This window comes from Bordetella muralis, from assembly GCF_965139205.1.
Taxonomy (GTDB): Bacteria; Pseudomonadota; Gammaproteobacteria; order Burkholderiales; family Burkholderiaceae_B; genus Bordetella_A; species Bordetella_A muralis.
In genome coordinates, this window is sequence record NZ_CBCSIU010000008.1 from 185623 (window position 1) to 199404 (window position 13782).

12 protein-coding genes are annotated in these 13782 nt (G+C 58.2%); 6 read left to right on the top strand and 6 right to left on the bottom strand.

The features are described from left to right. Positions 1–60: 60 nt before the first annotated feature. From ACNA0I_RS14045 to ACNA0I_RS14065, 5 genes are read left to right on the top strand one after another with little or no spacing between them, the layout of a single operon-like run. The gene (locus ACNA0I_RS14045; RefSeq protein WP_415806621.1) at positions 61–924 is read left to right on the top strand and encodes an SDR family NAD(P)-dependent oxidoreductase; all 864 of its coding nucleotides are present in this window, start codon (positions 61–63) and stop codon (positions 922–924) included. 21 nt (positions 925–945) lie between these two features. Next, positions 946–3234, top strand: a complete 2289-nt coding sequence (locus ACNA0I_RS14050; RefSeq protein ID WP_415806622.1) for an alpha-ketoacid dehydrogenase subunit alpha/beta — start codon at positions 946–948, stop codon at positions 3232–3234. Continuing rightward, positions 3234–4487 carry a 2-oxo acid dehydrogenase subunit E2 gene (locus ACNA0I_RS14055; RefSeq protein ID WP_415806623.1) on the top strand — a complete coding sequence of 418 codons (1254 nt, stop codon included), beginning with the start codon at positions 3234–3236 and terminating at the stop codon, positions 4485–4487. The genes ACNA0I_RS14050 and ACNA0I_RS14055 overlap by 1 nt, the downstream gene beginning before the upstream one ends. A 21-nt stretch (positions 4488–4508) precedes the next feature. After that, positions 4509–5270, top strand: a complete 762-nt coding sequence (locus ACNA0I_RS14060; RefSeq protein ID WP_415806624.1) for an SDR family NAD(P)-dependent oxidoreductase — start codon at positions 4509–4511, stop codon at positions 5268–5270. Further along, complete coding sequence (locus ACNA0I_RS14065) at positions 5257–6000, top strand: FadR/GntR family transcriptional regulator (protein ID WP_415806625.1); 744 nt, start codon at positions 5257–5259, stop codon at positions 5998–6000. Before ACNA0I_RS14060 ends, ACNA0I_RS14065 begins: the two co-directional genes overlap by 14 nt. 83 nt (positions 6001–6083) lie before the next feature. Here ACNA0I_RS14065 and ACNA0I_RS14070 read toward each other — a convergent pair whose 3' ends face one another. The 6 genes from ACNA0I_RS14070 to ACNA0I_RS14095 all read right to left on the bottom strand — a co-directional run bounded on the left by ACNA0I_RS14070 (position 6084) and on the right by ACNA0I_RS14095 (position 12658). Beyond that, positions 6084–6845 (bottom strand): SDR family oxidoreductase, encoded by a 762-nt coding sequence (locus tag ACNA0I_RS14070; protein ID WP_415806626.1) that lies wholly within the window; start codon positions 6843–6845, stop codon positions 6084–6086. 5 nt (positions 6846–6850) lie between these two features. Continuing rightward, entirely contained in the window at positions 6851–7846 is a 996-nt protein-coding gene (locus tag ACNA0I_RS14075) for an NAD(P)H-quinone oxidoreductase (protein WP_415806627.1), read from the bottom strand. Between the two features lie 32 nt (positions 7847–7878). Then, positions 7879–8583: an ABC transporter ATP-binding protein gene (locus ACNA0I_RS14080; RefSeq protein ID WP_415806628.1), complete on the bottom strand. Its 705-nt coding sequence runs from the start codon at positions 8581–8583 to the stop codon at positions 7879–7881. Beyond that, positions 8576–10357, bottom strand: a complete 1782-nt coding sequence (locus tag ACNA0I_RS14085; protein ID WP_415806629.1) for a branched-chain amino acid ABC transporter ATP-binding protein/permease — start codon at positions 10355–10357, stop codon at positions 8576–8578. Before ACNA0I_RS14085 ends, ACNA0I_RS14080 begins: the two co-directional genes overlap by 8 nt. Positions 10358–10370: 13 nt before the next feature. Continuing rightward, complete coding sequence (locus ACNA0I_RS14090; protein ID WP_415806630.1) at positions 10371–11237, bottom strand: branched-chain amino acid ABC transporter permease; 867 nt, start codon at positions 11235–11237, stop codon at positions 10371–10373. Positions 11238–11380: 143 nt separating this feature from the next. After that, on the bottom strand, positions 11381–12658 hold the full coding sequence (locus ACNA0I_RS14095) for an ABC transporter substrate-binding protein (protein ID WP_415806631.1): 1278 nt from the start codon (positions 12656–12658) through the stop codon (positions 11381–11383). 335 nt (positions 12659–12993) lie between these two features. On the opposite strand from ACNA0I_RS14095, the gene ACNA0I_RS14100 reads away from it, so the two are divergent. Then, positions 12994–13776 carry an SDR family oxidoreductase gene (locus tag ACNA0I_RS14100; RefSeq protein ID WP_415806632.1) on the top strand — a complete coding sequence of 261 codons (783 nt, stop codon included), beginning with the start codon at positions 12994–12996 and terminating at the stop codon, positions 13774–13776. Positions 13777–13782 lie beyond the last annotated feature (6 nt).

Here is a 13782-nt window from a genome sequence, read left to right on the forward strand (position 1 = left end):
ATGGCGGCGAACACTGATCGACGGTCAGTTCGCACGCTGCGATAACAACGAGAGACAAGCATGCTTCTGTCAGAGTCGAGTGACCATCGGTCCCGGTCGTTGCCGCCGGATCGCGAGGTGGACGGCCAGCCGGACACGCAGCGCCCAAGCTACTACCCAGGCCTGGCCGGGAAAGTCGTCGTGTGCACGGGCGCTGCGGCCGGTATCGGGTTGGCCATGGCGCGTGCTTTTGCGCGGCACGACGCGCACCTGGTGCTGTTGGATGTGAATCCGGACACCTTGTCCGTCGCGCAGGCTTCGCTCAGGCAGCAATATCCGGACATCAATGTCGATGCGATCTGTGTGTCCGTCGTAGACAGCGAGGCGGTCGAACGCGCATTCCAGGATGTCGATGCTCGCTATGGCCGGGTCGATGTGCTGTTGAACAACGCGGGCATTTCGATGAACCGGCCCACGCTGACGTTAGCGCCTGACGATTGGCGGCGAGCGGTCGATATCAATCTGAATGGGCTGTTCTATTGCTGCCAACAGGCGGCTCAGCGTATGACTCGCGACCGCAGCGGGGTCATCCTGAATACGGCATCGATGTATGGCATCGTGGCCGCACCCGAACGCGCTGCGTATTGCGCCTCCAAGGCCGCCGTCGTAGCGCTGAGTAAATCATTGGCCTTGGAATGGGCGCCGCACGGCGTGCGAGTCAATGCGATTTGTCCGGGCTATATCCGCACCGATTTGGTCAACGATCTGGTGGCGCGCGGTGCGCTCGACGCCGACGTGCTGGCCGCCCATACGCCGATGCGGCGATTGGGTACACCGCAGGAAATTGCCGAGGCAGCCTTGTTTCTGGCGTCGGATGGCGCCGCATTTGTGACGGGCCATGCCTATGTTGCCGACGGCGGATGGACTGCCAACGGTTATCTTTGACTCAACACGACGATCACGCTTATGTCTGAACTTTGCCGCTTGACTCCTCAGTCTCCCTGGTGGGAATTGACAACGACAGATCAGGATTGGGATGAGGCTGACCCGCAATTGCTGGGTACCTTGCTGGCGCATTGTGCGCTGATAAGAGGGTTCGAGGAAACTGTACTGGATCTGGCGGCGCAGGGTCTGGTGCATGGTCCGGCCCACTCAAGTATCGGCCAAGAAGGCGGTGCGGCAGGATCCATCGTGGGCCTGAAAGCGAGTGATGGCGTCAACGGCTCGCATCGGGGGCATCATCAGTTTTTGTCGAAAGCGTTGGCGTATATCCATCCGCACGGAATCGATCCGAAAGCGGAAATCGATGCGGCCGTGCAGAGTCTGCTGCAGAAAGCGTTGGCAGAGATTCTGGGCCTGGCACAAGGGTATTGCCGTGGACGTGGCGGGTCTATGCATTTGCGTTGGGCTGAGGCCGGCGCGCTAGGCACGAATGCCATTGTGGGGGGTGGTGTGCCGATGGCTGCGGGCCAGGCCTGGGCCTATCGCCACGCCGGTACGGACGATGTCATGATTACCTACTTTGGTGATGGCGCGGTCAACATCGGTTCGGTGCTGGAGACGATGAACCTGGCAGCTGCCTGGAAACTGCCGCTGTGCTTTTTTATCGAAAACAATCGCTATGCGGTCTCGACGGCGATCGAGGACAGTACAGCGGAGACGCGATTGTCGTCACGCGGCTCGGCGTTCAATATCCCGAGTTGGAAGGTCGACGGCATGGACCCGTTGGCGGTGCATGTGGCCATGCAGCAGGCATTGGCACATATGCGCTCGGGGCAGGGGCCGACGATTGTCGAGGCAGACGTGTATCGATTCTTTCATCAGAACGGCCCCTATGCAGGCAGTGCTTTTGGTTATCGCACAAAGGAAGAAGAAGCCGCGTGGCGCCAGCGTGACCCGTTGTCGTTGCTGGCGCGCCGTATGACGGCGCGCGGACTGTTGACGGAATCGGATGTACAGGCCTTGCATGATCGCGTCAAGGCGGCCATGGATGACGCGGTACAGGCCTTGACGGTTCTAGAGGGGCAGGCCGCACGGGGCGATGAGGCGCGAAATGTCTCTGGCGCCAACGGCACTGCCACGCGTCAAGCTGGCAAGCGCCAGATACGCGCCGAGTTGTGGCCCAGTCCGGATTTTCGCGATGTGGGTATTCTGGGGGATCTCTCTGAAATGCAGGATGTGCGCTACGCTGCCGAGCCGGACATGGTAGAGGAGGCGAGCGGTTTTCCGGGCAGCGCTGATGGATCGAATCATGTCGCGGTGTCCGATCGCAAATTTATCGACGTCGTGGCCGATGTGATGGCGCGCCGCATGCAGCAGGACGCGTCAGTGGTCGTGATGGGCGAAGACGTCCATCGCCTGAAAGGAGGTACCAACGGTGCGACCCGTGGTTTGAGCCAGTTGTATCCGGATCGATGCCTGGGTACGCCCATCAGTGAAAATGCCTTTGTCGGCTTGGCCGGCGGGATGGCGCTGGACGGCCGCTATAAGCCGGTGGTCGAGTTCATGTACCCCGATTTCATGTGGGTGGCTGCCGATCAGGTCTTCAATCAGATCGGCAAGGTACGTCATATGTTTGGCGGCGATAGCGATGTGCCGCTCGTGTTGCGCACCAAGGTCGCAATGGGAACGGGATATGGTTCGCAGCATTCGATGGACCCTGCGGGTATCTTTGCTACCAGCCCGGGGTGGCGCATTGTTGCGCCGTCCACGCCGTTTGATTATGTCGGGTTGATGAATACGGCGCTGCGCTGCAAGGACCCGGTATTGGTCATCGAGCATGTCGATCTATACAACGCCACGGCCCTGGGGCCGGTCGATGATTACGACTATTGTTTGCCTGTAGGCCGAGCCTGTGTGCGTCGAAGCGGGACCGAGCTGACGGTCATCACGTATTTATCTATGGTCCAGCATGCCGCCGAGGCTTTAGACGAGACCGGCATATCAGCCGATTTGATTGATCTGCGCTGGCTGGATCGTGCCAGCCTGGATTGGGAGACGGTGGGGGAAAGTATTCGAAAGACAAACAATGTGCTCATCGTCGAGCAGGGCGCGCGCGGGACCTCGTATGGCGCGTGGCTGTCCGATGAGATCCAGCGCCGTTTTTTTGATTGGCTGGATCAGCCTGTACAGCGTGTGACAGGGGGCGAGGCCGCGCCCAGTATTTCCAAAGTGCTGGAGCGTGCCGCCGCCGCACGGACGCAAGAGGTCATCGAAGGGTTGCGTTGTGTCATGCAGCAAAAAGGAGCCGCATAATGGCCAGTGTTGTCCGTATGCCTGAAATCGCTGCAAATGCCGAGTCCGCGACGCTCTTGTCGTGGGAAGTCGATAGCGGTGCCTCCGTACGTGCAGGGGATACCTTGGCGCTGATAGAGACCGACAAGGCGACGGTAGACCTCGTGGCCGAACATGATGGAACGTTGTCGCATATCCTTGCGCCGGCGGGGCGAGATGTCGCCGTGGGGGCTGCCGTTGCGGTGTTATTGGAAAATGGTGAATCGGAGGTGCAAGCTCAGGCGCTGTTGGCTTCTCTTTCGGCCGAGGGTGTTTCGTTTGCCGCGGACGCTGCAGATTCAAAACCGCAGACTGCGCCCATGCAGGCAGCAGAGAGCGCTCAACATCGGCAGTTCGCCAGTCCTTTGGCGCGCCGCTTGGCGGCCGAGCGCGGTATTGACTTGGGCGGTGTGCAGGGTTCGGGTCCAAATGGGCGTGTGGTGAAACGTGATCTGCCACAGGCTGCATCGCAGCCTGCTGCACAGGCAGAGGGCGGCACGGCTATAGGGAACAATGTACGAAGCGGGCCAGGTGAGCACCCTGCCGCTATTCCGAATGCCGTCGTTCGTGTGCCGCATTCCAAGATGCGCAAGACCATCGCGCGGCGTTTGTCGGAAAGCAAAGCCACGGTGCCGCACTTTTATCTCGATGCAGAATGCCGCGCCGGAGCATTGCTGAGCGTGCGGGATCAAATCAATGGCTCGATAGAGGGAAAAATCTCGATCAACGATTTGATCATCAAGGCTGCGGCTTGCGCGTTGAGAGACTTGCCTGAGATGAATGTCACGTGGACAGAGGAGGACATGCTGTGTTATCGCGATGTCGATATCAGTGTCGCGGTGTCAACTGACAAAGGACTGTATACACCGGTGCTGCGACAGGTAAAAAAAATGTCTCTGACCGAAATCAGCCAGACGGTGCGTACATTGGCGCAACGGGCACGTGATGATGCGTTGTCGCCCCACGAGTATCAGGGCGGCGCGTTCAGTATCAGCAATCTAGGCATGTATGGCGTGTCTCGTTTCAGCGCCATCATCAACCCCCCTCAATCCGCTATTCTCGCAGTCGGCACAGTGCAGCGTGCCCCGGTAGTGGTGGATGATCAGCTCTGCATCGAACCTGTACTGAAATGCACGCTGTCGGTCGATCACCGTGCGATTGACGGCGCACTGGCGGCCCAATGGTTGAGCCGCTATACACGATACATCGAGCAACCCTGGGCCATGCTGGTCTGAATATCAATAAGGGGTTGCATCATGGCTATCTACGATTTTTCGGGGCGCACATTGGTGGTGACGGGAGCGGCAGGCGGTATTGGACGTGCCGTGGCGGAACGCTTCTTTCGTTCCGGCGCCAATGTGTTCCTGTTGGATCTGGATCAGGGCAGGCTGGAGGCCGTTGCCGCGAGCTTGCAGAACGGCACTGAGGCAGCCCATTCACCGGCCATTGCCACCTTTGCCGCAGATTTATCCGATGCGCAATCGGCCGCTCGGGCGGCGAGTGAGATTGAGCACACGTTTGGGGGCGTTGATTTTCTGGTGTCATGTGCGGGCATCTATCTGGCCGAGCCGTTGGCGCAGATGACAGATGAACAATGGCGGCGCACACTGGCGGTGAATCTGGATGGGGTGTTTTACCTGACCCGCAGGCTGGTGCCGTTACTGCGCGAGAACAGTGCGATTGTGAATCTGAGCTCTATGGCGGCGCATCGAGGCGCGTTCTACAACGCACACTACAGCGCCTCAAAAGGGGCGCTGTTGAGCTTTACGCGCAGCATCGCACGCGAGCTGGGGCCACGCACACGTGTCAATGCGGTTTCGCCTGGTATCATCGAAACCCCGATGACCTCGGCATTGCTGAAAACTCGCGCGGCCGAGTCTATCGATCAATCCATCGCAAAGCGCCTGGGGCAGGCCCACGAGGTCGCGTCGGTCGTGGCGTTCTTGTGCAGCGATGATGCCAGCTTTATTACTGCCGAGGTCTTGCACGTCAATGGTGGACTGTATGTCTCAGGATGATCCCGTAGTGTTGCCAGATCCTTTGCGAGAGAGCCTGATTCCTCGCCCGGCAACCTTGCCGAGCGAGGTCGCCGATCGTTTGCGCGAGGCGATTTTTCAGGGTGACATCGTCGATGAAAACCATAAGTTGCCGTCAGAGGCGGCGTTGGCATCGACCTATGGCGTGAGCCGGCCAGTGATCCGCGAGGCGATCTTCATGCTGAAATCGGATGGCCTGATCATCTCGCAACAGGGCAGGGGACAGTTCGTCAATCCGCATGGCAGCAATGTATTCCGCCTGGATACGAACATGGGCAACGGCGACGAGATCGATGCGTTGTTCGAGTTCCTGTTGTCCGTGGAGGTGTCAGCGACGCGTTTGGCTGCACAACGCCGTACGCCTGATGACTTGCAACGTATTCGCCAATGCTATGAGCGGCTCTACGATGCCACGCGAGAGCTGGCCGACGGGACAGAAGAGGACGGGCAGTTTCACAGGTCTATTGTGCTGGCCAGTCACAATCAGCATTTCATCGCTTTTGCCGGGTTTCTGGATGGGCAAGTCCGCAGGCTCATACGCACGGCGCGCAAGAACACACGTAATCTTTCACACGATTTAATGTGGCAGGTGCAGGCCGAACACGAGGCTATCTTTAACGCGATCGAGGCAGGCGATGCAGAGCAGGCCGCGCAGGCGGCCAGTACTCATCTGCAAAATGCATCGGCCCGATTGGCGTCGTATCGTTCGTAGAAACGTTTGTCTTGCGGTGGCGGCCGCGCGGGATATAAGGCCGTGAACCGATCCCGTACGGCTCGATGCAGTCACGGGCAGTGTTATGTCATCAGCCATCCACCGGCGACATCCAGTACTTGGCCTGTGACGAAACGGGCTTGATCGGATGCGAAATAGAGGCATGCATCGGCCACTTCCTGGGGGGTACCCAGGCGGCCCAACGCGGTGACCTTGACCACGGCATCGTTGATTTCCTGAGGGACCGTCTTTAACAGGGGCGTGGCGATACGCCCGGGCGCCAGCGCATTGACGGTGACCTGATATGGGCCTAGTTCGGCTGCCCAATGGCGAGTCAGGCCGATCAGTGCTGCTTTGGTCGCAGCGTAGTGTGCCGCGACGATATCGCAATACGCCCGGCCTGCGACTGACGACATATTGACGATGCGGCCGGTATTTTGCTGAACCATGTAGGGCGTGGCCAACCGCGTCATGTAGAACACGCTGTTGAGATTCACATCCACGACCTTGTCCCATTCCTGAGGGGCCATTTCCCAGACATTCAATGCACGGCCATTCGTCTTGGGAGAAATCCCGACATTGTTGACCAGAATCGTCGCCGCACCGAGTGCAGCCGTAATGGTTTCATAAGCCGCCTGGCATTGTTCAAACTGCGAAACATCTGCCTGCACAAAGTGGACGCGGTTTCCTTGTTCACGCAGCTTGTCGGCATATTCCTGCCCCGCCGCCGCATTGGCATCGATCAAGCCTACCTGGGCACCTTCGGCCAATAGCCCCTCGACGATGGCGCTGCCGATGCCGCCCACGGCGCCGGTCACGATCGCAATCTGATCGTTAAAACGCATGATGGTCAGTCCTTGATCTTTAGCATGATCTTGCCAATATGCTTGCTGCTTTCCATCAGTTCGTGCGCCTGAACGACTTGGTCCAGCGTGAACACCTGATGAATCAATGGCAGGCAACGGCCCGATTCCATCAGGGGAAAGACGCGCTCCTGCAGTGCCTGGCCGATAGCCGCTTTGTCCTCGTCGGTTCTGGGGCGCAGTGTGGAGCCGGTGAATGACAATCGCTTCAGCATGATAGGCATGGCGTCGATCTGCGCCTTGCTGCCCTCCAGAAAGGCGATCTGTACCAGGCGGCCGTTCAGCGCCAGGCTGCGCAGGTTCTTGTTGATATAGTCGCCGCCGACCATATCCAGAATGACATCGACTCCCTTGCCTTGCGTGACCTCGCTCAGCACTTTTTCAAAGTCCTGGTCGCGATATTGGATCGTGTGATCGGCGCCGGCTTTTGTGCAGGCCGCGGCCTTGTCGGCGTTGCCTACCGTGGTCCATACAGTGGACCCCAAGGCGTGCGCCAATTGGATTGCTGTCAGGCCAATGCCACTGGATCCACCGTGCACCAACAATGTCTCTCCGGGTTTTAACGCCGCGCGTTCGAATACGTTGGTCCACACCGTGAAGTAGTTTTCTGGAATCGCCGCTGCGTGCAACAAGTCCAGGCCCTTTGGGATGGGCAGGCATTGCCGTTCGTCGGTCAGGCAATATTGCGCGTAACCGCCTCCGGGCGTCAGTGCACATACGACGTCATCGACACGTCGATCGCGTACATCTGGGCCTATGGCAATGATGCGGCCAGAGATCTCCAGGCCCAGGTGAGGCGATGCGCCGGGCGGCGGAGGGTACGAGCCCGCACGTTGCAGGATATCGGGGCGATTGACGCCAGCGTATGCGACTTCGATCAAGACCTGCCGTCCCTGGGGTTCCTCCATGGGGCGGGTGGCTATTTTCATGCAATCGGGCGTGCCGCCCTTGCCGTGGTCGATATAGGTGCAGTTCAGCGCCATGACACCGGTCCTTATAGGAAAAAGATTGACGATCAGTGGCCCAGATAGGCTTTCTTCACGTGAGGATTGACCAGCAGTTCTTCGCCAGTGCCAGAAAGGACAATGGCGCCATTCTCCAGGACATAGCCGCGATCTGCCAGGCGCAGGGTGCGAAACACATTTTGTTCGACCAGCAACACGGTCATGCCATGCGAGGTGACGTTGCGGATCGTGTCGAACATCTGTTGCACCAGCAACGGCGACAGGCCGAGCGATGGCTCGTCAAACACCAGCAGTTTCGGGTCAGCCATCATGCCCCGTGCAATCGCCACCATCTGCTGTTCGCCGCCGGACAGTGAGCCGGCGTATTGACTCAGCCTCTCCTTGACGCGGGGAAAAATGGTGAGGACTTCTTCCAGCTTGCGATTCACAATCGGCCTGGCCGCACGTTTGTACGACCCCATCAGCAGGTTGTCACGCACGGTGAAATGGGGAAATAGCTGGCGGCCCTCGGGAATCATGGTGATGCCGGCATCGACAATGTCATAGGGCGTCAGATTGGTGAGGTCTCGGCCCTCGAATTCCACTTTGCCCGCCGTGCTGCCAATGACGCCGCACAGGGTTTTCAAGGTCGTGGTCTTGCCCGCGCCGTTCGCGCCGATCAGCGTGACGATTTCACCGGCATGGACTTCAAAGTCCAATCCATTCAGGACCTGAGTCTTGCCATAGCCCGAGGTCAGGTTCGATACCTTAAGCATCTTGGTACTCCTTGCCGAGATAGGCTTCGATCACAGCGGGATTCTCGACGACTTCTTTAGGGGAGCCCGTCACGAGTACGGCGCCTTCGTTCAGGACAATGATGCGATCAGACAGCGCCATCGTGGCCTGCATCATGTGCTCGATCAATAGCACTGATACGCCGGAATCGCGAATGCGCTTGATCATTTGAATGGCTTTTTCGATGTCGGTGGGATTGAGCCCTGCCATGACTTCATCCAGCAACAGTATCCGTGGCCGTGTGGCCAATGCGCGGGCGATTTCCAGGCGTTTCATGCCCCCCACGGTCAGGCTGCGGGCTTCTGTGTTCAGGTGCTTTAGCAAATCCGTCTGTTCGGCGACGGACAAGGCGATTTGTTCGGCTTGCTCGCGATCACGGGTGTTGATGAACGCGCCCAGCATGATGTTTTCCAGCACGGTCAGGCCGGTGAACGGCTTGGCAATCTGAAAGGTGCGCCCCAGGCCTTGGTGCGCAAAGGCGTCTGGCGTGTTGCACGATATCCAGTTGCCGTTCTTGTCGCGCAGCGTGACCGAGCCTTTGTCCGGCGACAAGAAACCGGATAGCAGGTTGAACACCGTGGTTTTCCCCGCGCCGTTCGGGCCTATCATGCCCAGAATCTCGCGTTCATTCAGCTGCAGCGACACATCGTTTGTCGCACATAGGCCGCCAAAACTTTTGAACAGGTTCTCTGCGCGCAGGACGGGCTCGCCGCGATGGGGCGTGTCCGTGTGTGCCAGACCATGCTGCATCGGCGGTTTCGATTTTGGGGTGCCGAGATAGGGCAGACGTGCCATCAGGCGCCCCAGCGCAGGGCCGAACGCGCCAGCCAAACCGCGCGGAATCGTCAACACTACCGCGACCAGGATCAGGCCATAGATCAATCCGTGCATGCCGCTGCCGACACTGCTGAGCCAGCCGCGGGCCAGCTCTGCAATCGGCAGCACCAGGAACGTACCGGCAATGGGGCCGCCTACGGTGCCCAGCCCTCCGATCAGTGCAAACATGGCAATCTGTATGGAGAGATCCAACGAGAACGCCGAGCTCGGATCTACAAAAGTCAGATAGGTGATGTGGAACGTACCGATCAGGCTGGTCAGCATGGCAGAGACCACAGCTGCCACGATCTTGACACGTACGGTATGGATACCGACTGCGAGGGCCGCATCCTCGCGCTCGCGAATCGCGATGAGGTAATGGCCTATGCGAGATTTGCGTATGAACCAGGATACCCAGACGACAAAGAGGAACAGCGAAAACGCAATGATGACGTAATTGATTTTTTCGCGGAAGACGATCCAGGTCCAGCCGATGTTCAACGGTAGACTGATACCGCTCGATCCACCTGTCCAGCTTTCTTCGTGGATGACGAGCAACCGCACGACCTCGAGGATCGCGATCGTCGCCAGGGCAAAGAACGGGCCTCGCAGACGCAGTGTGGGATACGCAATCACGATGGCGACCACGCCGGAAATCAGCGCGCCGGTCAACATGCCGATCCAGGGCGTAATGCCAAAGTTCTGCGTCAACAATGTGGCGGTATAGCCGCCTATGCCATAGAACACGGCATGGCCCAACGACAATTGGCCTGCATAACCACCTACGATGTTCCAGGCAACGGACAACGAAGCATAGACAAACAACAGGACAAATAGATTGGTCCAGAATGGCGTGCCCATGATGACAGGCACGAGGAACATCACCAGGAACAGGATGAGGCTGGTGTAAACCTTGGGATGACGGATATCGGGAAACACGGCGGGCTCCTTGTTATTCTGTGCCGATGCCAAACAGGCCGGTGGGACGCAGGACAAGGATCAACAAAAAGATCCCGAAATACACAACCTCTTTGAGGTCGGGCGCGATGTAATAGCCCGCCAGCGTATCGACGACACCGAGGATCATTGAGCCGACCACAGCACCATAGAGACTGCCTAATCCGCCGAGCACCACAATGACAAATGCCGTGAGGACAAAATAGGTTCCCACTGTGGGAAAAACGGGATACTGCGGCGCCAGCAGTCCGGCGGCGACCCCGACAAATGCGGTGCCCAGTCCAAAAGCGATGGCATAGACGGTATGGACGTTGACGCCCATCAGCATCGCAGCGTAGCGATGCTGTGCGACGGCGCGCAGTGCCCGGCCCAGGTAGGTGCGATGCATGAATAAATGCAGCAGCACTGCCAGAGTCAGGCCAATAATGAAGGTGATCAACTGCCCCGTCACCACGGTGTAGGGTCCGACATTCATCGTGGTGGTGCCGAGCTCTACGGGGGCACGATAGACATTGGCGCCAAAGATCACCAGGGCCAGGTTCAGCAGTATTGTCGATACGCCTACCGTGGCAAAGATCTGTATATGTTCATCGGCGTTGAGCAGCGGTTGAATAATCGCCTTTTGTGTCATTGCGCCCAGCGCAAACAGAATCACCGCAACCGGAATCAGGCCGGCATAAGGGTGCACGCCGAAATGCGTGGCGATCAGATAGACCATGTACATGCCTATCATGAGGAATTCGCCGTGCGCGAAATTCACTACTCGCACCACACCGAATATCAGCGTCAGCCCCAGACTGATGATGGTGTAGGCGCCGCCTAGCAACAGGCCATTGATGACCAGTTGAACAAAAATGTCCATTGTGCAACCTCTGTGATGAGAAGCCTCCCGGTGTCCCGCGCGGACCGGGAGGCTTTTGAGGGGCAAGGAAACGTGAGGCGGTCCCGCATTTCCTTGAGAGCCGCGGGCCGTTTCTTTTGAACGGCGCCGCGGCGGCAAATCGTTTACTTGTTAAAGATGGGCTTGCCTTGGGCGAGATTTGATGGCGCGATCGTGACGAGTTTGCCGTCCTGCCATTGCATCACGTAGAACGTGGAGGCCTTGTTCTGGCCGTCTTCGCCAAACTCAAAGCCCCAGCCATTGGCGGTTTGTCCCGCGGGTTTCTTATAGGCCAGCACAGCCTCGCGGATTTTTTCGGGATCCGTGGATTTGGCATTGCCGATGGCTTCGAAGAATGCCTTGGCGCCCACGTAGTTGGTCAGGCTGTGGCCCGATTGCGGGTCGCTTTTATAGGTGGTTTTATAGGCCTGCAGGAATTTGTCCAGCCCCGGAGCGCCTGCCGGATTGATCGAGGATTGCGGGAAATCCAGATCAAAAACGCCGTTCATATCGGCGCCCACGGCCTTTGCGGTATCCGCCAGCGAATAGCCGCCGCCTGCGCCGATGACGACTTTGGGTTTGAACCCGCCAGCACGTGCCTGGCTGAAATACAGGATCGCGTCGTTCTGATAAGCCGTTTGCAGCACGACATCAACCTTGGCGCCCTTCAGGCGCAAGATCAGTGACGACAGATCGACGGTCTTGGCCGAGTAGGGCAGGACTTCTGCCACGGTATAGCCCAGCTCCTGGGCACGTTTTTTCTCGGTGGCTGCGACGTCCGTGCCGTATGGGCCGTCTTCGTGAATGATGCCTATGCGGATGTCTTTGGGGTTCAGGCCCATCCCCGGTGCGACGATGTCATGCAAGGCATCGATCACTGCAACCCCATACAGCGCCGTGTTCGGATTGCTGCGGAACAGGTACTTGTAGCCGCGAGTCGTGATTTTGTGCGCGGTCGCGCCCAGTTCGAAGTAGGGGATGCCGGCGAGTTCGGTCACCGGTGATGCGGCATAGGAAATGCCAGATGCGTAGCTGCCGAAGACTGCCGCCACACCGGAGGAGACCAGGCGTTTGGTCTCGGATACTGCCTGGGTCGGGTCGACCGCGTCAGCCTTGAGGATTTCGATCTTTTCGCCGTTGATGCCGCCTGCGGCATTGATCTCATTGACCGCCAGCTCCAGGCCTCGATAGCTTTCCTGACCTAACAGCGCCAGGGCTCCGCTAAACGGAAACAGGGCGCCAACTTTGATATCCGCCCATGCGGTAGTGACTGAAAGCGCGCTGCATAACCCCAGTGCCAATGTGAATTTTTTGACGCCGGGCCGCCCCAAGGCAAAAACGCCCCCTTGGGGGGCAGCAAGCCGAAGGCGCGGCGTGGGGGCTTCTTTTTTGATTTTGAACATTGTCTCGCTCCATGCGTTGATGTGGGAGTGTGTGGGACTTTTTAGGGAGTCCGTTTTGGTTTTTATAATATATGATATATGAAATTATGGGCTAAAAATTGCCCTGGTTGATTCTAGTGGTCGAGGGAATGAGACGAATCGGGGATTTCCCTAAACCCTCGTAAATGCCCGATTTTGAATGAATTTTTCGCATTTTTTGGCACTTTCGGTTGCTACGGCCATAGCCGTCTGCCATGATCGGTGCTGAAGAAATTTTTCTGAGCATTAAGTCAGATAATCATATATCGTATATCTAGAATAAGGCGATGTATGTATAACAATTCGGAGACTCAGGTATGTTCGAAGAGGTCAATTACGCCGGCAAAAAGGTGCTGATCACCGCGGGCGCGGATGGGCTGGGCCTGGAGATGGCCAAAGTCTTTCACCATGCGGGCGCGACCGTGTTTATCTGCGATGTGAACGACACTCGACTGGCTGAGGCGGCGAGCCAATTACCCGGACTGCATGCGGCGCATGCGGATGTGTCCGATGAGGTCAGTGTCGAGAGGCTGTTTGCCCAGGTCCGCAATGAGTTGGGCGGACTGGATATCCTGGTCAACAATGCGGGCGTGGCTGGGCCGACGGGCTTTGTCGAGACGCTGAGCAAAGCCGATTGGGACCGCACGCTGGCGGTGAATATCACGGGGCAGTTCCTCTGCGTCCGGCAGGCGGTGCCGCTGCTAAAGCAGTCGCAAGCTGGCGTCATGATCAATCTGTCGTCGGCGGCAGGGCACTTGGGCTTTGCCGGGCGTTCTGCTTATTCTGCGTCGAAATGGGCGGTGATCGGCTTTACCAAGACGCTGGCAATCGAATTGGGCGCTTATGGCATACGCGTGAACGCCATATTGCCTGGCGCCGTCGAGGGGCCGAGAATCCGGGCAGTGATCGAGGCCAAGGCCAAAACGCTGGGGCGTCCGGTCGCAGAGATCGCCGAGCAATACGAGAGTCAGGCGGCGTTGGGCCGTATGGTGAGCGCGCGCGATATCGCCAATATGGTGTTGTTCAATGCCAGTGAGGCGGCGCGCAGCGTCAGCGGGCAGGCCATCGTGATCGATGGCTTTACGCAAAAGCTCTATTGACCGAGG

Bases quoted from the DNA above. Each gene is read 5' to 3' on its own strand.
- ACNA0I_RS14050 (WP_415806622.1), top strand. From the start codon at position 946: ATGTCTGAACTTTGCCGCTTGACTCCTCAGTCTCCCTGGTGGGAATTG.
- ACNA0I_RS14080 (WP_415806628.1), bottom strand. From the start codon at position 8,583: ATGCTTAAGGTATCGAACCTGACCTCGGGCTATGGCAAGACTCAGGTC.
- ACNA0I_RS14055 (WP_415806623.1), top strand. From the start codon at position 3,234: ATGGCCAGTGTTGTCCGTATGCCTGAAATCGCTGCAAATGCCGAGTCC.
- ACNA0I_RS14065 (WP_415806625.1), top strand. From the start codon at position 5,257: ATGTCTCAGGATGATCCCGTAGTGTTGCCAGATCCTTTGCGAGAGAGC.
- ACNA0I_RS14045 (WP_415806621.1), top strand. From the start codon at position 61: ATGCTTCTGTCAGAGTCGAGTGACCATCGGTCCCGGTCGTTGCCGCCG.
- ACNA0I_RS14090 (WP_415806630.1), bottom strand. From the start codon at position 11,237: ATGGACATTTTTGTTCAACTGGTCATCAATGGCCTGTTGCTAGGCGGC.
- ACNA0I_RS14070 (WP_415806626.1), bottom strand. From the start codon at position 6,845: ATGCGTTTTAACGATCAGATTGCGATCGTGACCGGCGCCGTGGGCGGC.
- ACNA0I_RS14100 (WP_415806632.1), top strand. From the start codon at position 12,994: ATGTTCGAAGAGGTCAATTACGCCGGCAAAAAGGTGCTGATCACCGCG.
- ACNA0I_RS14095 (WP_415806631.1), bottom strand. From the start codon at position 12,658: ATGTTCAAAATCAAAAAAGAAGCCCCCACGCCGCGCCTTCGGCTTGCT.
- ACNA0I_RS14075 (WP_415806627.1), bottom strand. From the start codon at position 7,846: ATGGCGCTGAACTGCACCTATATCGACCACGGCAAGGGCGGCACGCCC.
- ACNA0I_RS14060 (WP_415806624.1), top strand. From the start codon at position 4,509: ATGGCTATCTACGATTTTTCGGGGCGCACATTGGTGGTGACGGGAGCG.